The sequence below is a fragment of the Microbacterium sp. F01 genome (assembly GCF_056156365.1).
This window is the reverse complement of sequence record NZ_CM149592.1, coordinates 915,106-937,590: the sequence shown is the minus strand read 5'-3', so window position 1 is coordinate 937,590 and position 22,485 is coordinate 915,106. Positions and strand designations below refer to the sequence as shown.

Sequence of the window (22,485 nt, the reverse complement as noted above, 5' to 3'; positions counted from 1 at the left end):
TCCGATCCGGGTGACCGTCGTGGTCACCCCTTGATCGCGCCGGCCTGACCGGCGCTGCGGAGGAACTGACGCTGGAACATCAGGAACAGCGCGATGGGGATGATCACCGAGATGAACATGCCCGCCATGAGCAGGCTCGTCGGGGCGGTGTCGCTGACGCGGTACAGCCCGACCGACAGCGGCTGCAGATCCGGCGAGGGCAGCACCAGTAGCGGCCAGAGGAACTCCTTCCACGAGCCGACGATCGTCAGCAGCGACACCACGCCGATCACGGGCCGCGACATCGGGAGGACGATCGACCAGAACACCCGGAACACGCCGGCGCCGTCGATCCTCGCGGCTTCGAACACATCGCGGGGCAGGCGGTCGAAGAAGCGGGCGACGAGCAGCACGTTGAAGGCGCTGGCCGCGGTCGGCAGCCACACCGCCCAGTACGTGTTGACGAGGTTCACACCGATCAGCGGCACGTCGAGGATGGTGACGTAGAGCGAGATCAGCGACACGACACCCGGGATGAAGAGCGTCGCGAGCACGCCGATGTTGACGACCTTGGCGTAGCGGGGCTTGAGGATCGAGATGCCGTACCCACCGGTCAAGGCGACCAGGAGACCGAAGAACCAGCAGCCCGCCGCCATCCAGACCGTGTTGAGCAGGTACTGGCCGATCCGGATCTGCGACCACGCGTCGGGGAGGTTCTGCCACTGGATGCCGCTCGGCCACCATTCGAACGGATACTTCAGGATGTCCTGGCTGGTCGAGAGCGCGGCCTTGAACAGCCACAGCAGCGGCCCGAACGAGACGACGACGAGGGCGACGATGAGGACGACCGCGAGGATCCGCGTCGTGAGGCGCACCGAGCGCCGCGACCGGTCGAGCGTCGAGACGTTGGTGCGGTCGTCGGACGCTTCCGCCTCTTCCTTCCCCTTGCCGATGGCGCGGACCGTGGTGGTCACGAAGGTCACGAGTCGCTCCACTTCCGCGTGAGTCGCAGGTAGATCGCCGAGATCGCGCTCAGGACGACGGCGAGCAGCAGGCTCAGCGCCGTCGCCTTGCCGAAGTCGCCCGACAGGAAGGCGTAGTTGTAGATGAGCATCAGGAGGGTCACGGTCCGGTTCTCGGGCCCGCCGCCGGTCATGACGAACGGGTCGGTGAAGACCTGCATGGTGCCGATGATCTGCAGCAGCAGCATGAGCAGGATCACGCTGCGCAGCTGGGGAAGCGTCACGTGCCAGGTGCGCTGCAGCACCGAAGCCCCGTCGACCTCGGCCGCGTCGTAGAGCTCGGCCTGGATCGACATGAGCGCGGCGAGGTAGATGATCGTCGCGGTGCCCGCGGTCGCCCACGTGGCCTGGATCACGATGCTGGGCATCGCGAGGGCCGGATCCTGAAGCCAGCCGACCGGCCCGAGGCCGAACCAGCCGAGCACGGTGTTGAAGAGCCCCGAAGACGACGGGTCGTAGAACTGCTTCCAGAGCAGAACGCTCACGACCGGCGGGATGATGACGGGGAGGTACACCAGCACGCTCGAGAGCTGCCGGCTCCGCCGCAGTTCAGCCATGACCATGGCCATCAGGATCGGCAGCGGGAACCCGATGAGCAGCGCCAGGACGGCGAACCAGACCGTGTTGCCGGCGGCGGTCCACAGCACCGGGTCGGCCAGCACGCGCTCGAAGTTCCGCAGCCCCACCCACGAGGGCTCGTTGATGAGGTCCGTCTGCTGGAAAGCCAGGATGAGGCTCTTGAGGATCGGCCACCACGCGAAGTAGCCGAACGTCAGCAGCAGCGGCAGGAACATGAGGAGCGTCGGAACCCCGCCGTTGCGTATCCATGCCAGCACTCGCGTGCGCGGCCCCTTGCGTCGCCGGGGTGCTCCCGGCGCTGTGGCGGGGTCCGCCGCCGCAGCGGTCGGCGGGCCGACGAACGGCGGTGCAGTTGCGGTCACGATGTGTCTCCGTCGATGGTTTTGAGCCGGACACCTCCGGTGGCCGCGGCTGACCGCGGCCACCGGATCGGGTCATTCGGCGTCGATCAGGTCCTGGACCTGCGTCTGCGCCGACGTCAGCAGCTCGGAGATGTCGGCGTCTTCGCGCGTGAGCACCGCCTGCACCACCGGGTCGAGCGCGGCGTACAGCTCCTGCGCCTTCTTGGCCGGCTCGGGCACGATCGTCGCCGTCGCGAGGCTGTCGAGATACGCGGTGTAGTTCTCGCGGGGAACGTTGATGTACGGCTCGATCCAGCCGAAGTACGCCTCGTACTGCTCGTCGGAGACCACGGGCACTTCGGGCTGGCCGACCGGCAGGTCGTCGGCGACCTGGGCCTCAGCCCACGTGATCGCCGCCTCTTCGTCGACGTAGCGGTTCAGGAAGTAGAACTTCGTCCACTCCAGCGCTGCGCAGAGCTGGTCGGGGGTGGCCTTCGGGTTGAACCACTGGATGTTGCCGCCACCGAGCACGCCCAGCGGATCGTCGCCCGTCGGGAACGGCGCGAGCCCGAAGTCCTCCTTCGGCATGCCCCGCCCGATGACGAGGCTGTTGTACAGGTTCGCCCCGTTGAGGCTCTGGCCGATCGTGCCGGCGGCGATGTCGTCACGGATGGCGTTGTTGTCGTAGAGGAAGTTGGCCCCGGCGGCCTCCTCCTCCCACCGCACATCGTGCAGGAACTGCAGACTGGCCTCCATGCCGGGGGTGTCGAGCGTGACAGTCGCGGTGTCGCCGTCGACCTCTTGGACGAGGTCGCCGTTCGAGTACGACATCGACGTCAACAGCCAGCCCCCGGTGTTGGCGGTGGTCGGGATGATGAAGCCGGTCTGCCCGGTCTCCTCCGAGATCGTGGCGGCGGCGTCCAGCACCTCGTCCCACGTCGACGGCGGTGCGTCGGGATCGAGACCGGCCTCGGTGAAGAGGGCGCGGTCGTAGATGAGGCCCATCGTGTACGCCGCCCGCACGACCCCGTAGGTGTGGCCGTCGGCGTCCTCCGTCACGGCCTTCAGCTGCGGGTTCAGCTGGCTGAGCACGTCGTCGTTGTCGACGTAGGCCGTGATGTCGGCCGCTTGACCGCGCTCGATCAGTGACTGGATGTCGGTGAACGGCACCTGGAGGGTCGTCGGCAGGGTTCCGCCGACGAGCAGTGCGGGGAACGTAGCGACGTCGTACTTCGTCTCTTCGTCGTCGATCGTGATGTTGGGGTGTTCTTCCTCGAACGTCGCGACCGCGTTCTCCCAGGCCTCGAGATTCGCCGCCTGGTCCGCGGTCGGGCGCTCACCCAACGTGATGGTCACATCGGCGTCGGGATCGCACGTCACCGCCTCAGCCGACGGCGTCGACGCGGGAGTGCCGCCCGCGCACCCGCTCACGAGCAGTCCCGTGACGGCGATGCCCGTGACGAGCCCGCCCACGCGGACCCAGCGCTGCTGTGTCATCTGTCTCTACTCCTTCGTAGTTCGGCGTGCAGTTCCGATCAAACGCAATCTCAACCGGTTTCATCACTCTTGCCGCAATGCGTTCCGATGTCAAGTCGGGATCAAGGCGTTCTGCAGCCAGCCCTCTCGCTCCAGCCACGAGGCGCAGGCGCCGGTCCACGGCACGAGGTCGCCTCCGAGGCCGCAGCCGTGCCCGCCAAGAGGGTACAGATGAAGCTCGTGCGGGACCGCGGCGCGCTGCATCGCCGCCGAAAGGAGCAGCGAGTGCTCGACCGGAACCTTCTGATCGTCGAACGAGTGGAACAGGAAGGATGCCGGCGCAGCGGCGGTGACAAGCGACTCGAGCGAAAGCGCCGCCCGGCGCTCCGCCGTGTCTTCACCACCGAGCAGGACCTCGCTCGATCCCTGATGAGAGTGCTTTTCGAGCGACACCACCGGGTACCCCAGCACCAGCCCGTCGACGCGTGCGGCCGGCCTGATCGGACGGAGAGCGGCCAAACCCGCTGCATGCCCCCCGGCGGAGAATCCCACGAGCAGCACCCGATCGGCACCGCCGGCGCGCAGCCGCGCGATGCGGGCGCCGATCGCATCATGCGCCGCGGGGTGCGCCATCCCCACCGGGTACCGCAGGATGTCGGCTTCGATCCCGAGACCGCGGAGCCAGGCGGCGACGGGCTCCGCCTCGTGGGGCGCATGGCGGCGGTAGCTGCCGCCGGGGAGAACGAGGGCTCTGATCATCATGTGACACCTTTGAAACCGGTTGTTGCAACACAGCGTTGCATGTACGCTCGTCGGCGGGCAACTCCGATGCATCGAATGCGGACGCCCCTGCAGCGAGGAGCAAAGGTGCACGACGACCGGTCGCATGTTCAGGCACGCCTGCGAAGGTTCATCAGGGAACGACTCGAGCCGGCCGTGCACTCGGACTTCCGGCCGCTGCGCGTCGAGCATTGGTCCGTACCCGACGAACCAGTGCCGTTCGCACAGGCCGTCGCGCGCGACTACGAACCGACACCGGCGGGATGGACGTGGGGCCGCGCCTGGAGCTCGACCTGGTTCCGGCTGTCGGGGCGCCTGCCCGAGGGGTGGAGCCCGCAGCACACCGAGATCGTCTGCGATCTCGGGTTCACGGCCGATCGCCCGGGGTTCCAGGTCGAGGGCCTGGCGTTCCGCCCGGACGGCAGCATCCTCAAGGCGGTGTCGCCGCGCAGCCACCACCTTCCATTGGATGTCGCCGACGCAGGCGATCTGACGCTCTACATCGAAGCGGCCGCCAATCCGGACGTGGCCGGCGAATGGACGTTCGCGGAGACGGCGCTGGGCGACAAGCTGACCTCGGGCGGCGATCCGCTGTACCGGCTCGGTGCCGTCGGCTTCGTCAGGCGTGATGAGACTGCGTGGGAGCTGCTCCAGGACGTACAGCTGCTGAGCGGCCTGCTGCAGGAGCTCTCCCTGGACTCCCCCCGCCACCACACCATCGTCCGTGGGCTCGAGCGCATGCTCGACATGGTCGATCCTGACGACGTCGCGGGCACGGCGGAGCTCGCCCGTGCGTCGATCGCGCCCCTCCTCGCCTCCCCCGCCCACGCGTCCAGCCACCGCATCGTCGCGGTCGGTCACGCGCACATCGATTCCGCATGGCTGTGGCCCACCCGCGAGACGATCCGCAAGGTCGCGCGGACATTCGCGAATGCGCTGGAGCTCATGCGGCAGCATCCGGAGTTCGTCTTCGCCGCTTCTTCCGCACAGCAGTATGCGTGGCTCGAGGAGCACCACCCCGCACTGTTCGAGCGTGTACGCGAGCAGGTGCAGGCGGGCAGGTTCGTGCCCGTCGGCGGCATGTGGGTCGAGTCCGACACCAACATGCCGGCCGGCGAGTCGATGATCCGGCAGTTCCTCCACGGCAAGCGGTTCTTCCGCGAGCGATTCGGGATCGAGACCCAGGAGGTCTGGCTCCCGGACTCGTTCGGCTACTCGGCGGCGCTGCCGCAGATCGTCCGTGGAACGGGAAACCGCTGGTTCCTGACTCAGAAGCTGTCGTGGAGTCAGGTGAACAGGCTGCCGCACCACACGTTCTGGTGGGAGGGCCTCGACGGCACACGCGTGTTCACCCATCTGCCGCCGGCCGACACGTACAACTCCGAGCTGACTCCCGCCGAGCTGCTGCACACCGAGCGGAACTTCAAGGATGCCGGTGCCGCCACGACCTCGCTGGTGCCGTTCGGATTCGGCGACGGCGGCGGCGGACCGACGCGCGAGATGCTCGCCGCGGCCGAGCGGTCACGGGACCTCGAGGGCCTGCCCCGTGTGGAGATCGCCGCGCCGCACCGATTCTTCACGCGCGCCGAGGCCGAGTACCCGGACGCCCCGGTCTGGGCAGGTGAGATGTACCTCGAACTGCACCGGGGCACCTACACCTCGCAGCTGCGCACCAAGCAGGGCAACCGGCGCAGCGAACAGCTGCTGCACGAGGCGGAGCTCTGGTCGGCGACCGCTACGATTCACACGGGGGAGCCGTACCCGTACGACGAGCTGCGACGGGCGTGGGAGAACGTGCTGCTGCTGCAGTTCCACGACATCCTGCCGGGCAGCTCGATCGCCTGGGTCCATCGCGAGGCCGAGCGCGACCACGCGCGGATCCGCGACGCGCTGACCGCGATCATCGACGGAAGTGTGGCAGCCCTGGTCGGATCCGGGTCGACGACGTTCGTCGCCAACCCGATGCCCCTGCCGGGTCGCGGCGTCGATGCGTTCGCCATCGGCACGCCAGACCCGGCCGGAGATCCGACGACGTGGGAGCGCCGCGACGACGGCTGCCTGGTGATCGGCAACGGGGCGCTCCGAGCCGTGATCGACGAGCGTGGTCTCATCATCTCGCTGATCGATGCGGTCTCGGGCCGCGAGGCGGTGGCTCCCGGCGGCGCCGCGAACCGGCTGGTGCTGCACCGGGATACGCCCACCGAATGGGACGCCTGGGACATCGACGACCACTACCGCCGCAACGCCACTCCGCTCGACACCGGCGCCCCCGCGTCGCTGGACGTGGTGACGGGCGACGACGGAACGGTGACGGTCGTCGTGGACCGCTGCTTCGGCGCGTCGCGCGTCACCCAGCGGCTGGCATTCTCGCCGGGCGCCCCCGCCATCGACCTCGAGCTCGTCATCGACTGGCACGAAAGCCAGAAGCTGCTCAAGCTCTATGTCGACATCGACGTGCACGCCGATGTCACCGCCGCGGAGACGCAGTTCGGTCACGTGCACCGCGTCACACACGAGAACACGTCATGGGAGGCCGCGCGCTTCGAGTTCTGCGCGCATCGCTGGGTTCACGTCGGCGAGCCGGGCTACGGCATGGCGGTGGCGAACGACTCCACTTACGGGCACGACGCCCGCCGCACGCCACGGACCGGGGGCGGACGAACCACCACGCTGGGCACGTCGCTCATCCGCGCGCCCCGCTACCCCGACCCCGTTGCCGACCAGGGCACGCACTCCCTGCGGGTCGCGTTGCGGCCGAATGCCGGCATCAGGGATGCCGTCGCCGAGGGATACCGGCTCAACCGGCCCATGCGACGCGTCGTCGGTGATCACGCCGCCTCGGCTCTCTTCGACGTTCGCAGTGAGACCGTCTTCGCCGAGACCGTGAAGCTGGCTGACGACGAGTCCGGCGACGTCATCCTCCGGCTCTACGAGTCGGTCGGCGGGCGCGGATCGGTCTCGGTGACGGCGTTGTTCGATGCAGTGGGCTGTGAACGCACCGACCTGCTCGAGCGGGCGACCGGGGAGACTCACAATGCATCGTCCACCACACTCGAGCTGCGGCCCTTCGAGATCGTCACGCTCCGCTACCGGTGTTCGACCGGACACGACTGACCTCGACCTCGTCCCCGACGCGCTCGATGGCGCTCAGCCCAAGGACAGGACGAATGAGAGGACGAATCCGGCGGCCGTGCTGAGAGCAACCGCAGGACCGCCGTGCTCGTAGGCTTCGGGCATCAGCGTGTCGGCGAGCGAGGCGATCACGGCGCCGGCGGCGAACGCCAACGGCAGCGAGATCACCGTCGGACCCTGGTCGGGAAGAAACACGGCTCCTGCGACGACGGCGGCGGTGAGCAGCACTGCGCAGGCCGACCACAGCCCGATGATCTGGGCGGTGGATCGGCCCTGCTCGCGCATCGAGGCCGCTCCCACCAGGGATTCGGGCAGGTTCGAGGCGAAGATCGCCGCGAGCAGCGCGATACCGCCGCTCTCCTCGGTGAGCGCGATGCCGAGTGCGAGGTTCTCGGGCACGCCGTCGAGCGTGACGGCGGCAAGCAGCGCGAGTCCGGCAGCTCCCCGCGTGCTCGCGGCGCTGGGCGCCTTCTCGGCAGCGGCCGCGTCGGTGTCGAGTTTGGCACTTCCGCGGTACTCGTCCGCTGCCTTGGTGCGGGAGCCGGCCTGCGCCCACCGGTCGAGCAGCGCGCTCAAGCCCGTGAAGACGGCTGCGCCCACGAAGAGGCCGGTTGCCGCGATCCAGATCCCGCCCGCCTCGTACGCATCCTCGAAGAGCTCGAACGACAGCGCCGTGATAAGGGCGCCGGCCGCGAACGAGAGCAGCACCGCGAGCAGACGTTTGGGCAGCTGGAATCGCGCACCGATCGCGGCGCCGATGATGAGCGGGACGGATGCCACGATTCCGAACAGAACGATGGTTCCCACGCGAGCCTCCTCCAGGGCACAACAGCGGTGTGCGGGATGGGTCGAGGATTCCGCCGAGATCGCCGGCCGGCAAGGCGGTTGACACGCGTCAGGCTTCCCGGTCCGATGCCGCCCACGACTTCACGCTGGAGGCGCCGCTGTGCCCTCACGCCCGAACCTGCTGCGGTTCGCTTCCCCCTCACCCTCGCTCGTTGAGCGAGCGAGGGTGAGTCGAAACGCTCGAGCCGGCGAGCAACCCCGCCCCCGCAGCATCCTTTCCCCGTCAGCTCCCGACCGAAGCGTCGCTCGCCCGTGTCTGCTGCTCCCGGGCGAGATCGATCACGCCCCACACCGCCACAGCGCCGGCAGCCGCCAGCACGAGCAGCGACCACACCGGCGCACCCATCGCCTCACCGAGGATGGTGATCCCGAGCACCACGGCGACGAAGGGATCGATGACCGTGAGCCCGCCGACGACGACTTCGGGGGAGTTGACGGTGTGCGCGCGCTGCACCAGGTAGATCGACAGACCGCCGGAGACCGCGATCCCGATCAGGCACGCCAGGGTCAGCAGATTCGAGGAGTCGAAGCTGAAGTCCTGATGGAGGAGTACCGTCTGCACGCGCAGGATCACCGTCTTGCCGAGCGTCGCGACGAAACCCGAGAACACGCCGGCGGCGATCACGGTCAGCACCGCGGGCAGGTCGCGTCCACGCGACACGACGGCGACGACGATCGCGACGCAGAGCACGACGGCCAGCGCCACCAGGATGGCGACGAGCTGGCGATCCTCGATGGTGCGCTGGGTGCTCACCAGCGCGGCGACGGTGACGAAAGCCCCGACTCCGATGACGCTGGTCGCGATGGCACGCATCTCCCTGCGCGACGGCTTCCGGTGTGTCGCGCGGGCCGTGAGCAGCGAAGCGAAGACGAGGGCGACGACCCCGACCGGTTGCACCACGATGAGCGGTGCGAACGTGAGGCTCGCCAGCTGCAGCAGAACCGCGCCCCCGATCAGCAGCGCACCGATCACCCAGGGCCCGTTGCGCAGCAGCGCGAAGAACTGCCTCGCCCCGAAGGATTCGGTGACGCCGCGTCGCACGCCGCGCGCCTGCATCATGTTGCCGAGCGCCAGCGCGGCCGCCGAGGCGATGGCCAGGACGATACCCAGCACGGGGAACGAAGCGATGGTCGACGGCACCGGTCCCCCTCTCGGCAGTGGTCTTCACGCTACACAGCGCGCGCGACGAAGGTCGGCGGCGCCTGCGTTCAGAGCACGAACTCCGCCCTCGCTCCCTCGCCCCGCTCGTTGAGCGAGCGAAGCGAGTCGAAACGCCCCGGACCAACGAGCGACCCCACCCCGCGGCATCCCATCCGATTCCTCACCCGCCCCGAAGAACTCTCACAGCACGGCAGATCGCCGCTGGGAAAGAGAGGTCTCTCATGGGCTCGTCACCGAATCGCATCGTCGCCACGGTCTTCGGCGCCGTCTACCTCGTCGTCGGCCTTCTCGGGTTCTTCGTCACCGGTCCGATCAGCTTCATCGCGACCGAGGGCGGGCTGCTCCTGGGCATCTTCGAGGTCAATCCGCTGCACAACGTCGCGCATCTGCTCATCGGCGGAGCGCTGTTGATCGCCGGCATCGCCGGTGCGCGCTGGGCCAAGATCGTGAACATCACGGTGGGCGCCGCGTACCTGCTGCTGGGTGTGGTCGGCTTCTTCCTCGTCGGCACGCCGGCGAACATCCTCGCGCTCAACGCGCCCGACCACTTCCTGCACCTCGCAAGTGCGATCGTGCTGCTCGGTGTCGGCCTGGCCGCCGAGCGGGCGCCGCGAGTCGCCACCGCGTGACCAAGATCGGGGGGACCACGACGGGGCGCATCAGCCGCGCCCCGTCGTGGGTTTCGGTCGCCGCGTGGGGTTACGGGCTCGTCGCGGTCGCGCTCGGTGCTGCCGCGATCGTGGGCGTGCAGGCCGACACCCTCTCGCGGGCGCTCGGCGGACTGTCGGTTGCGGTCGGGCTGGGCGCCCTGGCGTGGGGAGCCGCGAGCCTCTACGTCAACCGGACGCCGGCGCCGCGGGCTGCCGTCGCCGCCGTGTTCGTCGGGATGGGGGTCGCGGTGGCGTTGCTCTCGACCGCGCCGGGCCGGGCGAGCATCCTCGCGGTCGCTCTCGAACTCGGGCTCGGCGTCGCTGTGGCCTGCGGGATCGTGCGAGGCACGCGGCATCCATCTCCCCGTTCCAATCTGTGGGGTCTGTTCGCCGCGGCTGCGCTCGTCACCGTGCTCGTGGTGCCTGCGCTCGGCGTCTGCCAGGGCGCCGCGCTCCTCGACGCCGACGGCACCGTGCTTCCCGTCGTCACGCACGACGGGCATTGACGGATGCTGCCACCGCCGTTGCCGCGGTCGTCAACGTCGGCCGGAGCTTAGGACGCGGGAACGAGGACGCGGTCGATCGTGTGGATCACCCCGTTGGTCGCGGGGATGTTGATCGCCCAGAACACGAGCCGCGGGTCGCGGAGCGCAGGTGTCTCATCGCGCAGGTTGATCCCCCGCGGTTCGACAATGCCCCCGTTGGCCATGGTGAGGGAGCGGGCCGTGAGGACCTTCACCGGGCCGAGCTTCTGGCCTGCGACGACGTGGTACAGCAGGATGTTCGAGATCTGCTCGACGCTGAACGTCGAGACGATCGCCGACAGCGCGTCAGCCTCGCTGGCCGGTTCCGATCCCGTGAGGTCGGTCACGAGCCGCAGGAAGGCGCGATCGTTCGGTGCGAACACCGTGTAGGTCTGGCTCGTGTCGGCGAGCGCGCCGTCGAGCCCGGTGGCGAGCACGGCCTGGACGAGGATGTCGTAGTCCCACGGGTTGCTGTCGGGTGTGCCGCCGCCGGATGCTGCGACCGCGACGTCCACGATCGTGCCGGTGGGGGCCGAGCCGCCGTGAGCCTGGGCGGGCGTGGCGGTGAACACGAGAGCCAGGGCGGCGACCGCCGCGACGGCCAGGCGAGACTTCTTCATGGTCCGATCTCCTTCGATGCGATGCCCGGCACGCTCCGAACGGAGGGTGCCGTAGGGGTATTCGCTCGAAACTGCGGAGTTGGATGCAGCGGGCCGAACTCCGTTGTCCACGAAGACCGCACCCGACCCGCACCGGGTCAGGTGAACTCGAGCTCTCCGCGCACGATCGAATCGCCGGAGTGGGTGGGATCACCGTCGAGGGGCTCCTGCGAGATGTCGACCAGCACGTAGTCGCGCAGATCGACGTCGGTGGGCACGACGAACGTCCCCTCCGTGCCTTCGAGCTCGCCGAGGCTCACGAGCGCCGACGCGTCCGCGGTGATGAGCCAGACCTCGCGGAAGCCGTCACCGTCGTCGGCGTCGTCAAGGGTCACCGTCAGCGTGCGCTCCCCGTCCGACATCTCGGTCACCAGCGCCGTGCCTGCGGCGTCGGGGTGGGCGGGGAACGCGGCCAAGGTGGCCGACGCGATCTCCACGGACTGCGGCGCTCTGACGAGGTTCCACACGCCGACGACCGCAAGGACGGCGGCGATGCTCGCGGCCAAGGCGAACAGCATCCGTCCGCCCCGCCGCCTGCCCCGTGGTTCCGGCTGGTCCTCCCCCGCCGGCTGCGACGCAACCACAGGAGCGGCCCCGGCCGCCGCCGCCGGCTGCGGCGCAACCACAGGAGCGGCCCCGGCCGCCGCCGCCGGCTGCGACCGGACCTCGTCGAGAATGCGGTCCCAGACGCGCTCCGGCGGCGTCTCGAGTTCGCCCAGCGTCACGGTGGACCGGCCGACCGCGACGGTGTGCTCAAGCTCCGCGAGTTCAAGAGAGCAGACGTCGCACGTCGCGAGGTGGTCGTGCTCAGCATCCGTCATTTCTTCTCCGACGGCGACCAGCGCAAGACGCTCGGGATCAAGGTGCGACATGAGACACCTCCAATCGGTCGCGCAGGCGGGTGAGACTTCGGCGGATGTGACTCTTCACGGTACCCAGCGGCATGTCGAGGCGCGTGGCGATCTGCTGGTGGGTGAGGTCGTCGTAGAACGCCAGCCGCACCACGCGCTGCGCGTCGGGCTCGAGGCGGTCGATCTCGTCGGCGAGCAGCAGCCGGTCCCCGAGGTCCAGCTCGACCGCGTTCGGCGCTTCGGTGACGGCGAATCGCTGCAGCTTCTCCTGCAGCTCGCGTACACGCCGCCGCGCATCGAGCGTGTCGGCGATGCGGCGGCGGGTGATCGTGACGAGCCAGGTCGACAGCCGGCCCTTTGCCGGGTCGTACGACGCCCGCGAGGTCCACGCCGAGACGAACGTCTTCTGCGTCACGTCCTCGGCATCCCCTCGGTCGCCGAGCACGCGCAGCGCCAGCGTGAACACGATGGGCGACCATCGCCGGTAGATCTGCTCGAGGGCGCGCTCGTCACCGGCGGCGAAACGGCCGCACAGCTCGCGCTCTTCCTCGTCGTCCACGCTGGTTCCCCTCTGCTCGTCCGGCGCCTTCGCCGGCTCACTCGATCGGGGTCGCGATGGCGACCACGTTATCCGCGTACCGGCCGGTGCGGGAGTCGAACTGCCCACCGCACGTGATCAGCACGAGGCTTCGCGTGCCCGATCGGGCGAACAGCTCGTCGACCGGCAGCTCGGCCTTCGGGTAGTAGGTGACGCTCTGCACCGCGTACCTGCGCACGTCGCCCGCGGCATCCGTCACTTCCACCACTTCCCCGACGGCGAGGTCGCGGAGCCGGCTGAACGGGCCGATCGGATGCTCCGGCGCATCGATGTGCGCCGAGATCACGACATTGCCGTCGGATGCCGCGGGGTCGGCCCCGAACCGGTACCACCCGCCGATCGCGGGGTCGACCGGGAGCTCCATGAAGCCGCCCGCCTCGACGCCGACCGGCACCACGGGCACATCGACATCGATGGAGGCGGCGACCACCCTCACCGGCGGAACGGGCCGCCGAGCGGCAGACGGGGTGGCCGCCGCGACCGGCACCTCGACAGCGGGCGTGGGGAGCGCCGACGCCGTCGCAGAGGGTGCCGGTGCCGACGGGGCGGCCCCTGGGGGTGAGCCGCACGCCGTCAGCGCGAAGGCGATCGCAAGAGATGCTCCGACTCCTGCGACCGCCCTGCCCATGTTGTGTTTGTTCAGAGCTGCGCCCGACCGCGCGCGATGATGAGAGTGGATGCCGCGACCGCTGCCGCACCGACGAGTCCGCCGACCGCCCACATCCACTGCTGGAACATGTCATGCTGCGCGAACTGACCGCCGGTGCCGGAGTTCACGCCATCCGGCGCCGAGTGCAGACCCGTGACCGTCTGGACCGCGAGCGCGAGGTTGTCGTCCTCGAGGCTCCCCCACGCGTACGCGATGGTGAGCACGCCCTCCTGCACGTCGACAGGTGCCGGGCCGAGCACGGGATCGGTCGTTCCCGCCGCGGCCACGGAGGCCTCGATCGTTCCAGCGGGGAGGTTGAGCGACGCCTCGTCGGGGTTGGCGAGCCCCTGGGTCACGGCCGTTCCGCCCGCGAGCACATCGACCGCGGGCGCGGCAGCGACGTGCCGCACGGTGAGGCGGCCTTCGCCGGCACCGACCGGTGACGTGTCGTTGACGAACGGAGTGAGTGCCGGGGCGCCAGACTCGTTGAGATGGGCGACCGCCGTGTAGTTCATGCCGGCCTCGAGTGTCAGCGTCGCCGGGCCGAGCACGGGCGAGCTGGCGTCGGTCGCGTCGGGCGCGGTCAGCGCGACCTCATAGGCGCCGGCGGGCAGATCCAGAGGACCCGCCAGGTCGCCGGGCTGGAAGTCGTCGAGCGTGAGGTCGCCGTTGACGTAGACGTCGACTGGCGTGTCAGGGATGCCGTGCAGCACCGAGAGCACGGCGTTGTCGTTGGTGGCTGCGCCTGCGGGAACGCCCACGCAGAGCGCGGCGAGAATGCCGACGGCGATTCCCGCGAGAACCTTCTTTCGCATCGTGTTCCTCCTTCTCCGAGCGGCTCATCGCCGCCGTGTGAAGAGTTGTTCCTGTGGGCGGGGGCGTTCGGATGCAGGGGCCACGGGGTTCGTCGGGCGTCAGGGTGTGTCGTCACATCGCGTCATCGCCAGACACGCTCAGACACTCACAGGCGATCCATGCGCCGGGCGTCTAGCGTGGGGTCATCGCGGCGATCCGGGCGGTCCCGGGCTCCGGTTCATACCCGGCAGCGTTGCGGGTTCGACTCCCGCCGTCGCGTCTACATGAAGGGCGTCGCCGCCTCAGCGGCGCACAACGTCTCCCGACCCCGACACCCGGACGTCGGTACTCGGGTCACCGGAGTACGTCACCCGACCGCTGCCCGAAAGGTCGACGGCGAGGTTGTCGCTCGCCGAGACGTCGACCTCACCCGATCCGGAGAGGTTGACGACGGCGTCCTGCGCCTCGAGCTCCTCGGCGTCGATGTGCCCGCTGCCCTCCAGGTCGACCGTGAACTCAGTTGCAGAGCCCGCCAGCTCGACGTCGCCGGACCCCGAGAGGCGCACTTCGACGCGATCGCCCGCGAGGCCCGACCAGTCGACGTCGCCCGAGCCGTCGATGTCGAGCCGCACGGTGCCGTCGGACGACACCGTCGCCTCGACATCGCCTGAGCCGTTCAGCTCGATCATCTCGAGCTGCGGCAGTGTCAGGTCGTAGCGCACCTCACCGAACCCCATCGTGAAGCCCGGCTCGGCCGCCAGCACGAGCGTGTCGCCGTCCACGTCGGACGTGAGACGTTCGATCACTCCCTCAGGCGCGTGCACGGTGAGCGCCGGCTCCCCCTCTGAAACGACGAGATTCCCCGACGTGTCGAGGACGACGCGCATCACCTCGCCGATCTCCCGCTCCTCGGAGGCCATCGGCCCGACGGGGATCATCAGTGAGCATCCCGAAAGCGCGAAGACCGCTGCCGCGACGACAAGAGCGCCGGGCACCCGGCATCCGTTCTCCTTCATCGGTAACCCCTTCCCCGGGCCCCATCTCTCGTCACCATGATCCGAGCACAAGCGCTCTCGCACCACCCACCTCCCCGCACGGCATTAGGCCTACGGGTACTGCGGCTTCCCGCCCTTCCACCCGACCGGGTAGCGCACGCACGGCCCGGTCGTCGCGTCGGTCACGCCGGCGGCGTAGTTGTCGGGCGTCGAGTACACGCCGTAGGGGTCGAAGAAGTAGAACTGCCCGTCGGTGTCGCGCCGCGCCCAGAAGATGTGCAGGTGGGTGTTGGGGCCGCCGCTCCCCTTCTTCCCGCCCGGACCCGTGTTGCCGGCCCACGCGATCCGCTGCCCGCGGGAGACCTGCTGACCGACCGAGACGGGGATCGCCTGCGCGTTCGTGCCCCAGTGCGCGGCATCCAGGTTCCGGGTCGCGGGATCCTTCGTGTTGCCCGTGTCGAGCAGATGCGTCTTGTAGTCGGCGAGATCGGATGCCTTGATCCAGGTGGCCGTCATCGTGTCGTTCCACGCGGCATCCGCGTCGTGATCAGCGCCGTCGCGCAGGTGCATGTAGATGGTGCGGTACGCGTCGGCACGACCATTTACGTCGTGGCTGAGGATGACCGTGTTGCCCGACCACTGGTCCCAGCCCACGTAGACGACCTCACCCGCGGCGGAAGCCTTGACCTCGAACGTCGCGTCGCCCTGCGAGTAGTCGCCCGCATGGTGCCAGCCGCCGTCGCCGTAGCGCCAGATGCCGTTGCGCGTCACATCGGTGTCGGAGAACGGCAGGGTCAGGAACGGCTCCACCGCCATCAGGTGGCTCAGCCGCGCGAACCGCGTCGCGCCCGTCGTGTCCTGCACCGGCCAGTGGTACACGTCGGCGTGACCCGTGACGGCGTAGTTGTAGGTGCCGGTCGGCATGACGACTTGATTGAGGGCATTTGCCGTGCACGGATGCTGCGCCCCGGCCGTGTCGACCAGCCTCAGGCCCTGCTGCGACCACTCGTGCCAGCGGGCCGTGAAGCTCTCCCAGTCCTGCCATCTCGGTGTCGGTCGAGAACGACGTGCCGCAATTCGTCGGCACCTATCGCGCGGGCTCGGGCGGCCACGCGTTGCCGGGGAGGAAGACCCCGGTGTATGCGCGAGCCATCTCGCACCTCCGTCCGCGCGGCTTCCCGCGAGCCCCGCTCCCACGAAGAGCGCGGTCACGCGCAGGATGATACCGAGCCAGGGTCACCCGGGTCAGCGGCACGGCCGGCATCCGCGCCCTTGCCACATGTCACCGAAGTCGTTCGGCGTGCGATTCACCCGAGGTGATGACGTGCGAAGGCGCCGAACTCGGCGAGCGCGGCGCGCGCCGCCGGGAGCACGGCGTTCCACAGCGGGAAGGCGTGGATCATGTGCGGCAGCACGTGCAAGCGCACATCCGCCTCGGCGTGAGCAGCGGCTCGCACCAAGCGCAGAGAGTCGTCGAGCAGCGTCTCGTCGGCGCCGACCTGGACAAGCGTCGGTGGCAGTCCGGTCAGGTCCGCGAAGAGAGGTGAGACCCGCGGGTCATCGCGCGCCACGCTGGGCGGCACGTACGCCGCGGCGAGCTCTTGCAGGTACGGCCGGTGCAGCAGCGGGTCGATGGCGCCGTTGTCGTCCACGGAAGCGCCCGACACCGTCAGGTCGGTCCACGGCGACACCAGCCACAGGCACGCCGGCCCGTCGCGCCTGGTCCGACGGAGTTCCTGCCACAGCGCGAGGCTGAGTCCTCCCCCAGCACTGTCGCCGCCGACGACGATCTGGTCCGGCGCGATCCCCGGTGCGGTGAGCCAGTCCCACGCGGCGAGCGCGTCGGTGAGCGCGGCGGGAAACGGATGCTCCGGCGCAAGGCGGTACTCCAGCGCCAGGGTTCGGATTCCCGCAGCGCGGCCCGCCTCGGCCGCCATCGTGCGGTGGCTCGCGATCGAGCCGGAGCAGTACCCGCCGCCGTGAAGGAAGAGCAGGACGCGCGTGGTGTCGGCTCCGGGAGCTCGCGACCATTCGGCGGGAACGCCTCCGGCATCCGTCGGCTCGAACTCGATGTCGTCGGCCACAGGCCAGGCCGACCCGACCTCGACGATGCGCGCTCGGCGCTCAGCCCACCCCACCGGTCGCGGCTTGGATCCGAGGAGCGCGCGCACCTGCTCGATGCCGCTGTCGTCACTCGTGCTCACCCGGCCAGGTTAGTGACGGGTGCCGCCGGGGACGAGGCATCCGTCGTCCAGACAACCGTCTCCGTCGTCGCAGCTGATGTCGGAAGCCCTCCGTAACGTCGACTCACCACCGAGAGACGTGCCCCTCTCCGATCCAAGGAAGAGGTACGCCCCCATGTGTTCCTGCACACGTGTCATCCCCGGATTCCCGGAATTCTCCTTCACATGCATGCACGTCATCGAGAGTCGGCGCCCCGTCAGGTACGTAGACCGGGACGGTGGGGACTGGACGTTCGCCTGTGGCGACGGAGACCACTTCGGGGTGAGCGACTGGGGCAAGGCCCATACATTTCACCTGCTCGACGGTGACGCGAGCCTTCTTGAACTCGCGGGTTTGAAACCCGGCGCCCAAGCCTTCCGATTCGCTGCCGGCGCAGCGTGGCTGCGGCTCGAGTTGTGATGCATCGTCAGGCGACCTGCAGGCGCACCGACGAGCGCTCAGAGCGCAGCGGCGGGTCCGAGCTCGAGCAGGAGCGGGGCCATCGTCGTCCACGTCGTCGGTGCGGCGACGAACGGAGCGATCCGGCGGTCGAGCTCGGCGAGCGCCGGCGTCTCGTCATGGCGGTCGAGGTCCGCTCGCGAGGTCCACTTCTCGATCAGCACGATCGTCCCGTCCTCGGCGACGTGGATGGCGTACAGAAGGCACCCCTCCTCGCGATGCACCTCAGGAAGGTATTCGCGCAGCGCCTCGATGAGCTCCCTCTTGACCTCCGGCCGCGGGGTGAACACCGTCACGACCACCACGGCCTGCGTGTTCTGCGACATGTCGCGCTCTCACCACCACCACGATCTGCCGTGGAGCATGTCGCCGAAGTCCTCCGGCGTCCCGCGCCCGGTGTGCCGCGCGCCGAGGTAGCTGTCGACCACCGCGCGCCCCAGGTCATCCAGCTCCGGCGCCACGACATGCCCGCCGGCCCGGCGGGCAAGGGCGTCGATGAACCGGGCCAGCCCGGGATCCTCGCCCAGGCGGAAGAAGGTCGTCTGCGCGCCGAGCCGCTGCACGTTGTCGAGTTCGCGCACCGTGACCGCGACCGTCCGCGAGTCCGGCGGGTACGCGAAGAACACGCTCCCGTCAGGACGCAGGTGCGACGTCGGCTCGCCGTCCGTCACGATCAGCAGCACCGGCTGCGCCGCCGGATTCTTGCGGAAGTGCCGCTGTGCGAGGAGCAGCGCGTGCTGCAGGTTCGTGCCCTTGTCCCACACGGCGTCCTTCGCCGTGAGCTGCTCGATGTCGATCACCTCGGCGTGACGGGCGAACGCGATGAGCTGCAGCTTGTCGCCCCGGAAGCGCGTGGAGATCAGGTGATGCAGCGCCAGCGCCGTGCGCTTCATCGGCACCCACCGACCGTCCATCGCCATCGAGAACGACGTGTCCACCAGCAGCGCGACCGCCGCCTGGGTGCGGTCCTCGGTCTCGACCACCTCGACATCGCGGGTGTCGAGCCGCACTCCGGTGGACACCTCTCCCCCATCGAGCACCGTCCGCAGCACCGCGTTCGACACCGTGCGCGGGATGTCCCACGGCTCGGTGTCGCCGAACGCCCACTCCCGCGTCGAACCGGTGCGGTCGCCGGCGGCGCCCACGTTCCGCGTCTCGCGACGACCCGAACGCCCCGACTGCCGCGTCGCGATGTCCCGCAGCAACGCACGCCCGAGCTGCCGCATCGCCCGCGGGGTCAGTCTGAGCTGCCCGTCGGACGCGCGCTGCAGCATCCCGGTATCTCGCAGCTCCTGCTCCAGCTCGCGCAGCGTGCGCGCACTGACGGCGGCGTCCTCGCCCATGAGCCGCTCGAGCGCATCGAGATCGATGTCGTCCATGCGCGCGCCCGGGTACATCTGGCCGAGCTGATCGGTCAGCGAATCGAGGTCGGAGAGGTCCTGCATGATGCCGGTCGCCTCGCCGAGACCCGTCGGCTGATCGCCGGAGAAGGACGCCGACCCCGACCAGTCCTCGCCCGGCCGGAGCGAGCGCAGATTGTCGTCGAGACGCGACAGCGACTGCATGAGGTCGGGCGAGCCGAACGCCTGCTCGGCGAGGCTCAGCAGCTCGTCGCGCTGCTCGGGGGTCATGGAGTTGAGCATCCGCTGCGCCGCCGCGGAGCGCTCGGCGAGCGTGTCGAGCAGCTCGTCGAGGTTCTGCGGATTCTCGGGGAACTGATCCCCGTGCTTGCGCATGAACTCGTCGAAGTCCTCCTGCGTGTCTTCGCCGAGCCGGCGCTTCTCGAGCAGGTCGTTCAGATCGTTGAGCATGTCGCGGATCGCCTGGCGGTCGGCATCCGTCGCGTTCTCGAGGGCATTCTTCATGCCGGCGAACCGCTGATCCAGGAGCTCCCGGCCGAGCAGCTCGCGGATGCGGTCGTAGTCGGCCCGCGCGGTCGGGCTCTGCCAGTCGTAGTCGGCGAGGTCGTTGACGGCCGCTGCGGTGCTCGTGGGGAGGTTCTCGAGCCGCATCTCGGAGAAGGCGCGGACGTCGTCGTCGAGGTTCACGTCGCGGACGAGGTGCTTGCGCTCTTCGAGGACGGCGTGGTCGAGCAGGCGGCGGACCTCCTCGAGCGTGCCGTCGAGCCGATGCCGTTGGGTGAGTTGAGCGCGGCGCTCGCGGACGCGCCGGGCGAGCTCGTCGAGTCCCAGACGGTTCTGGTCGCCGCGGCGGAGGTACTCGCGCATCGCGCGCTCGGCGGAGGTTCCCTCCATCACCTCGCGGCCGATCGCCTCGAGCGCGGACTGGATGGGAACGGGAGGCGCGAGAGGGTCGCCGCCGGCGTAGCGGCCGTAGCGGGACGTGTGCGCGGGGGTGCGATGGAACGAGCGGGGCATTACGGATGCCTCGGGGGTGGGTTGCTCGGAGACCCCGGGCGTTTCGACTCGCTTCGCTCGCTCAACGAGCGAGACAGGCGCCGGGAACGCAGCCTCCGGTTATCCATAGACCGTCTCACCGCCTGCGCTGTCTTTGCCGATCTTCTTCTCCAGGTACAGCGACTCGAGGAGGAGCTCCAGCGCGCCCGCGCGCTCACCGGGCGTCACCGCCTCCAGCCGCTCCGCCACCTGGTCGTACAGGTCCGACTCGCCCAGCACCGGCAAGGCGGCCAGCACCTCGGCCGCGGGAACCTGCTCGCCCGTCATCACCGTCGCGCCGGTGTGCAGGGCATCCGCGAGAGCGCGGGAATCCAGGCCGCGCAGATGCGCTCGAGCCGTATCCGCCACCGCGGTGCGCAGCAGGTGCTCGAGGATCGCGCGTTCGCGACCCTCCTCCCCCGTCTCGAACTCGATCTTGCCGCCAAGCACATCCACCGCGGTCTCGAGGTCGACCGGGCGAGCTACCGCGACCTCTTCGTGCTGGCGCGTCGCGCGATGCAGCGCCGCGGCCGCGATCGTCTCGGCGCCGGCGATCGCGAACCTCGCGGATACGCCCGAGCGCTGGTCCACAGCATCCGATTCCCGAAGGTTGCGCGTGAAGCGCGCCAGGATCTCGAGCAGGTGCGCAGGCACCTCCGCGACGAGGTCGGCCTCCTGGCGGATGACGGCGATCTCCTCATCGATCGTCTGCGGGTAGTGCGTGCGGATCTCGGCGCCGAAGCGGTCCTGCAGCGGCGTGATGATGCGGCCGCGGTTGGTGTAGTCCTCGGGGTTCGCGGTGGCGACGACGAGCACGTCGAGGTCGAGACGCAGCACGTAACCGCGGATCTGGATGTCGCGCTCCTCCATGACGTTGAGCAGCGACACCTGGATGCGCTCGGCGAGATCGGGCAGCTCGTTGATCGCGACGATGCCGCCGTTGCTGCGCGGCACGAGCCCGTAGTGGATCGTCTCGGGGTCGCCGAGCGAACGCCCCTCGGCGACCTTGATCGGGTCGACGTCGCCGATCAGGTCGGCCACCGAGGTGTCGGGGGTGGCGAGCTTCTCGGCATACCGCTCGCTGCGGTGCCGCCAGGTCACGGGGAGGTCGTCGCCCAGTTCGCTCGCGCGGCGGACGGATGCCGGGGCGATGGGGTGGAACGGATGCTCGCCGAGTTCGGACCCCTCGATCACCGGGCTGTACTCGTCGAGGAGACCGCTGAGGCTGCGGAGGAGGCGGGTCTTGCCCTGACCGCGTTCGCCGAGGAGCACGATGTCGTGGCCGGCGAGGAGGGCCCGCTCGAGCTGCGGGATGACGGTTGTGTCGAAGCCCTGGATCCCCGGCCACGGGTCGTCGCCGTTCGCGAGGGCGGCGAGGAGGTTCTCGCGCATCTCGATGCGGACGGGGCGATAGGTGTGACTCGATGCGCGGAGCTGGCCGACGGTGGTGATCGCGGGCGAAGGCGTCATGACCGCACGCTACGCCTGGTGCGCGGGGGTCGGGGCCGGATCGGAGGAATTCCTCAGGTGACGGCGGGCAGCGGCCGCTGCGCCTCAGCGCGGCGGCCGCCGAGTGGGTCCATCCTCAGTCGTCGGTGTCGGTTCGGGTGGTAACGACTGCGAACTCGGCGTCGAGGTCGATCTCGACGAACTCGCCGCCGGTGGTCAGGACCGTGACGTCCCAGGGCGAGGTGCTGTCGTCGTCGGCCTCGATCTCGACGATGCGGCCGTCGGCCTCGGCGAGCGCCGCCGCCACGATCGCGGCGATCGAGTCGGCGTCGAGGACGTCCTGCGGGGCGCCGTCGTCGTCGGCGGACTCCGTGGAGACGACGGATGCCTCGCCGGCGGCGTCGACGCGCACCTCGGTCTCCGCGCCGTTCTCGGCCTCGAGCTTCACCTCGACGCTGCCGTCGCGCTTCAGGTCGATCGACGTGGGCTCGCCCTCACCCGCGGCCGATGCGGCGTCGATCATCGCGACCAGGTCGTCGGCGGAGTCCGTGCCCAGGTTCGACACGTCGCCGCCGGCGCTGTCGTCGCTCGAGTCGTCGCCAGACCCGTCGCGCGAGTCGTCGTCGCTGTCGTCGGACGCCGCCGACGCGGCGAGGTCGCCCGCCTCGTCGGCCATCTCCGCGCCGAGGGCGATGCCGCCACCGGCGAGCACCAGGGCGGCCAGCGCCGCACCGCCGCCGATCAGCCAGCCGCGCGTGCGGCTGCGCTTCGGCGCGGGCGCGGGAGCGGGCGTGGGCGTGGGTGTGGGCGTCGCGGCGACCGCTTCGGTCTGACCGGCGTCGAGGGGCTGGGTGGGAGAAGTCTCGGGGGTGCTGTTCTTACCGTCCATGCTTCGATCGTGCCGAGCGGTCGCTGAAGCA

The 22,485-nt window shown here is 69.6% G+C and carries 21 protein-coding genes and 1 tRNA gene; 4 read left to right on the top strand and 18 right to left on the bottom strand.

Translation table 11 applies throughout. The features are described from left to right. Positions 1-23 precede the first annotated feature (23 nt). The 4 genes from ACVN90_RS04090 to ACVN90_RS04075 all read right to left on the bottom strand — a co-directional run bounded on the left by ACVN90_RS04090 (position 24) and on the right by ACVN90_RS04075 (position 4,156). Positions 24-962 (bottom strand): carbohydrate ABC transporter permease, encoded by a 939-nt coding sequence (locus ACVN90_RS04090; RefSeq protein WP_475100894.1) that lies wholly within the window; start codon positions 960-962, stop codon positions 24-26. Beyond that, positions 959-1,942 carry a carbohydrate ABC transporter permease gene (locus tag ACVN90_RS04085; RefSeq protein ID WP_475100893.1) on the bottom strand — a complete coding sequence of 328 codons (984 nt, stop codon included), beginning with the start codon at positions 1,940-1,942 and terminating at the stop codon, positions 959-961. The genes ACVN90_RS04090 and ACVN90_RS04085 overlap by 4 nt, the downstream gene beginning before the upstream one ends. Before the next feature lie 72 nt (positions 1,943-2,014). Beyond that, positions 2,015-3,418 carry an ABC transporter substrate-binding protein gene (locus ACVN90_RS04080; protein ID WP_475100892.1) on the bottom strand — a complete coding sequence of 468 codons (1,404 nt, stop codon included), beginning with the start codon at positions 3,416-3,418 and terminating at the stop codon, positions 2,015-2,017. A gap of 90 nt (positions 3,419-3,508) precedes the next feature. Continuing rightward, the gene (locus ACVN90_RS04075; RefSeq protein WP_475100891.1) at positions 3,509-4,156 is read right to left on the bottom strand and encodes a prolyl oligopeptidase family serine peptidase; all 648 of its coding nucleotides are present in this window, start codon (positions 4,154-4,156) and stop codon (positions 3,509-3,511) included. A gap of 108 nt (positions 4,157-4,264) precedes the next feature. On the opposite strand from ACVN90_RS04075, the gene ACVN90_RS04070 reads away from it, so the two are divergent. Continuing rightward, the gene (locus tag ACVN90_RS04070) at positions 4,265-7,291 is read left to right on the top strand and encodes an alpha-mannosidase (protein ID WP_475100890.1); all 3,027 of its coding nucleotides are present in this window, start codon (positions 4,265-4,267) and stop codon (positions 7,289-7,291) included. Between the two features lie 33 nt (positions 7,292-7,324). Here ACVN90_RS04070 and ACVN90_RS04065 read toward each other — a convergent pair whose 3' ends face one another. Together ACVN90_RS04065 and ACVN90_RS04060 are read right to left on the bottom strand one after the other, a co-directional pair. Continuing rightward, complete coding sequence (locus ACVN90_RS04065) at positions 7,325-8,116, bottom strand: ZIP family metal transporter (RefSeq protein WP_475100889.1); 792 nt, start codon at positions 8,114-8,116, stop codon at positions 7,325-7,327. 262 nt (positions 8,117-8,378) lie between these two features. Further along, positions 8,379-9,296, bottom strand: coding sequence for a DMT family transporter (locus ACVN90_RS04060; protein ID WP_475100888.1), 918 nt, complete (start codon positions 9,294-9,296; stop codon positions 8,379-8,381). Positions 9,297-9,538: 242 nt separating this feature from the next. On the opposite strand from ACVN90_RS04060, the gene ACVN90_RS04055 reads away from it, so the two are divergent. Then, positions 9,539-9,946, top strand: coding sequence for a DUF4383 domain-containing protein (locus tag ACVN90_RS04055; RefSeq protein ID WP_475100887.1), 408 nt, complete (start codon positions 9,539-9,541; stop codon positions 9,944-9,946). Further along, positions 9,943-10,473 (top strand): hypothetical protein, encoded by a 531-nt coding sequence (locus ACVN90_RS04050; RefSeq protein ID WP_475100886.1) that lies wholly within the window; start codon positions 9,943-9,945, stop codon positions 10,471-10,473. The genes ACVN90_RS04055 and ACVN90_RS04050 overlap by 4 nt, the downstream gene beginning before the upstream one ends. A 47-nt stretch (positions 10,474-10,520) precedes the next feature. Here the strand turns inward: ACVN90_RS04050 and ACVN90_RS04045 are convergent, their stop codons facing one another. The 5 genes from ACVN90_RS04045 to ACVN90_RS04025 form a co-directional block, all read right to left on the bottom strand. Continuing rightward, a complete protein-coding gene (locus ACVN90_RS04045; RefSeq protein WP_475100885.1) occupies positions 10,521-11,111 on the bottom strand; it encodes a fasciclin domain-containing protein in 591 nt (196 codons plus the stop codon). Between the two features lie 137 nt (positions 11,112-11,248). Then, a complete protein-coding gene (locus ACVN90_RS04040; RefSeq protein WP_475100884.1) occupies positions 11,249-12,022 on the bottom strand; it encodes an anti-sigma factor in 774 nt (257 codons plus the stop codon). Beyond that, complete coding sequence (locus ACVN90_RS04035) at positions 12,009-12,560, bottom strand: RNA polymerase sigma factor (protein ID WP_475100883.1); 552 nt, start codon at positions 12,558-12,560, stop codon at positions 12,009-12,011. Before ACVN90_RS04035 ends, ACVN90_RS04040 begins: the two co-directional genes overlap by 14 nt. A 37-nt stretch (positions 12,561-12,597) precedes the next feature. Beyond that, complete coding sequence (locus ACVN90_RS04030; protein WP_475100882.1) at positions 12,598-13,227, bottom strand: class F sortase; 630 nt, start codon at positions 13,225-13,227, stop codon at positions 12,598-12,600. Between the two features lie 11 nt (positions 13,228-13,238). Further along, a complete protein-coding gene (locus tag ACVN90_RS04025; RefSeq protein WP_475100881.1) occupies positions 13,239-14,063 on the bottom strand; it encodes a DUF4397 domain-containing protein in 825 nt (274 codons plus the stop codon). Between the two features lie 187 nt (positions 14,064-14,250). Between ACVN90_RS04025 and ACVN90_RS04020 the strand changes: the two genes are divergently transcribed. Further along, positions 14,251-14,323, top strand: a tRNA-Met gene (locus ACVN90_RS04020). 22 nt (positions 14,324-14,345) lie between these two features. On the opposite strand, the gene ACVN90_RS04015 is transcribed toward ACVN90_RS04020, so the two are convergent. From ACVN90_RS04015 to ACVN90_RS03985, 7 genes are all read right to left on the bottom strand, one after another. After that, entirely contained in the window at positions 14,346-15,059 is a 714-nt protein-coding gene (locus ACVN90_RS04015) for a head GIN domain-containing protein (protein WP_475100880.1), read from the bottom strand. Between the two features lie 90 nt (positions 15,060-15,149). Beyond that, positions 15,150-15,962, bottom strand: coding sequence for a M23 family metallopeptidase (locus ACVN90_RS04010; RefSeq protein ID WP_475100879.1), 813 nt, complete (start codon positions 15,960-15,962; stop codon positions 15,150-15,152). Positions 15,963-16,345: 383 nt separating this feature from the next. After that, a complete protein-coding gene (locus tag ACVN90_RS04005) occupies positions 16,346-17,242 on the bottom strand; it encodes an alpha/beta hydrolase (RefSeq protein WP_475100878.1) in 897 nt (298 codons plus the stop codon). 477 nt (positions 17,243-17,719) lie between these two features. Next, positions 17,720-18,046, bottom strand: coding sequence for a putative quinol monooxygenase (locus ACVN90_RS04000; RefSeq protein ID WP_475100877.1), 327 nt, complete (start codon positions 18,044-18,046; stop codon positions 17,720-17,722). 9 nt (positions 18,047-18,055) lie between these two features. Further along, positions 18,056-20,098: a vWA domain-containing protein gene (locus tag ACVN90_RS03995; RefSeq protein WP_475100876.1), complete on the bottom strand. Its 2,043-nt coding sequence runs from the start codon at positions 20,096-20,098 to the stop codon at positions 18,056-18,058. 99 nt (positions 20,099-20,197) lie between these two features. Then, the gene (locus ACVN90_RS03990; RefSeq protein ID WP_475100875.1) at positions 20,198-21,586 is read right to left on the bottom strand and encodes an AAA family ATPase; all 1,389 of its coding nucleotides are present in this window, start codon (positions 21,584-21,586) and stop codon (positions 20,198-20,200) included. A gap of 115 nt (positions 21,587-21,701) precedes the next feature. Then, positions 21,702-22,454 (bottom strand): PepSY domain-containing protein, encoded by a 753-nt coding sequence (locus ACVN90_RS03985; RefSeq protein WP_475100874.1) that lies wholly within the window; start codon positions 22,452-22,454, stop codon positions 21,702-21,704. Positions 22,455-22,485 lie beyond the last annotated feature (31 nt).

Bases quoted from the DNA above. Each gene is read 5' to 3' on its own strand.
- ACVN90_RS04010 (WP_475100879.1), bottom strand. From the start codon at position 15,962: ATGCCGACCGGCACCTACAACTACGCCGTCACGGGTCACGCCGACGTG.
- ACVN90_RS04025 (WP_475100881.1), bottom strand. From the start codon at position 14,063: ATGCGAAAGAAGGTTCTCGCGGGAATCGCCGTCGGCATTCTCGCCGCG.
- ACVN90_RS04040 (WP_475100884.1), bottom strand. From the start codon at position 12,022: ATGTCGCACCTTGATCCCGAGCGTCTTGCGCTGGTCGCCGTCGGAGAA.
- ACVN90_RS04000 (WP_475100877.1), bottom strand. From the start codon at position 18,046: ATGTCGCAGAACACGCAGGCCGTGGTGGTCGTGACGGTGTTCACCCCG.
- ACVN90_RS03985 (WP_475100874.1), bottom strand. From the start codon at position 22,454: ATGGACGGTAAGAACAGCACCCCCGAGACTTCTCCCACCCAGCCCCTC.
- ACVN90_RS04055 (WP_475100887.1), top strand. From the start codon at position 9,539: ATGGGCTCGTCACCGAATCGCATCGTCGCCACGGTCTTCGGCGCCGTC.
- ACVN90_RS04075 (WP_475100891.1), bottom strand. From the start codon at position 4,156: ATGATCAGAGCCCTCGTTCTCCCCGGCGGCAGCTACCGCCGCCATGCG.
- ACVN90_RS04015 (WP_475100880.1), bottom strand. From the start codon at position 15,059: ATGAAGGAGAACGGATGCCGGGTGCCCGGCGCTCTTGTCGTCGCGGCA.
- ACVN90_RS04045 (WP_475100885.1), bottom strand. From the start codon at position 11,111: ATGAAGAAGTCTCGCCTGGCCGTCGCGGCGGTCGCCGCCCTGGCTCTC.
- ACVN90_RS04080 (WP_475100892.1), bottom strand. From the start codon at position 3,418: ATGACACAGCAGCGCTGGGTCCGCGTGGGCGGGCTCGTCACGGGCATC.
- ACVN90_RS03990 (WP_475100875.1), bottom strand. From the start codon at position 21,586: ATGACGCCTTCGCCCGCGATCACCACCGTCGGCCAGCTCCGCGCATCG.
- ACVN90_RS04030 (WP_475100882.1), bottom strand. From the start codon at position 13,227: ATGGGCAGGGCGGTCGCAGGAGTCGGAGCATCTCTTGCGATCGCCTTC.
- ACVN90_RS03995 (WP_475100876.1), bottom strand. From the start codon at position 20,098: ATGCCCCGCTCGTTCCATCGCACCCCCGCGCACACGTCCCGCTACGGC.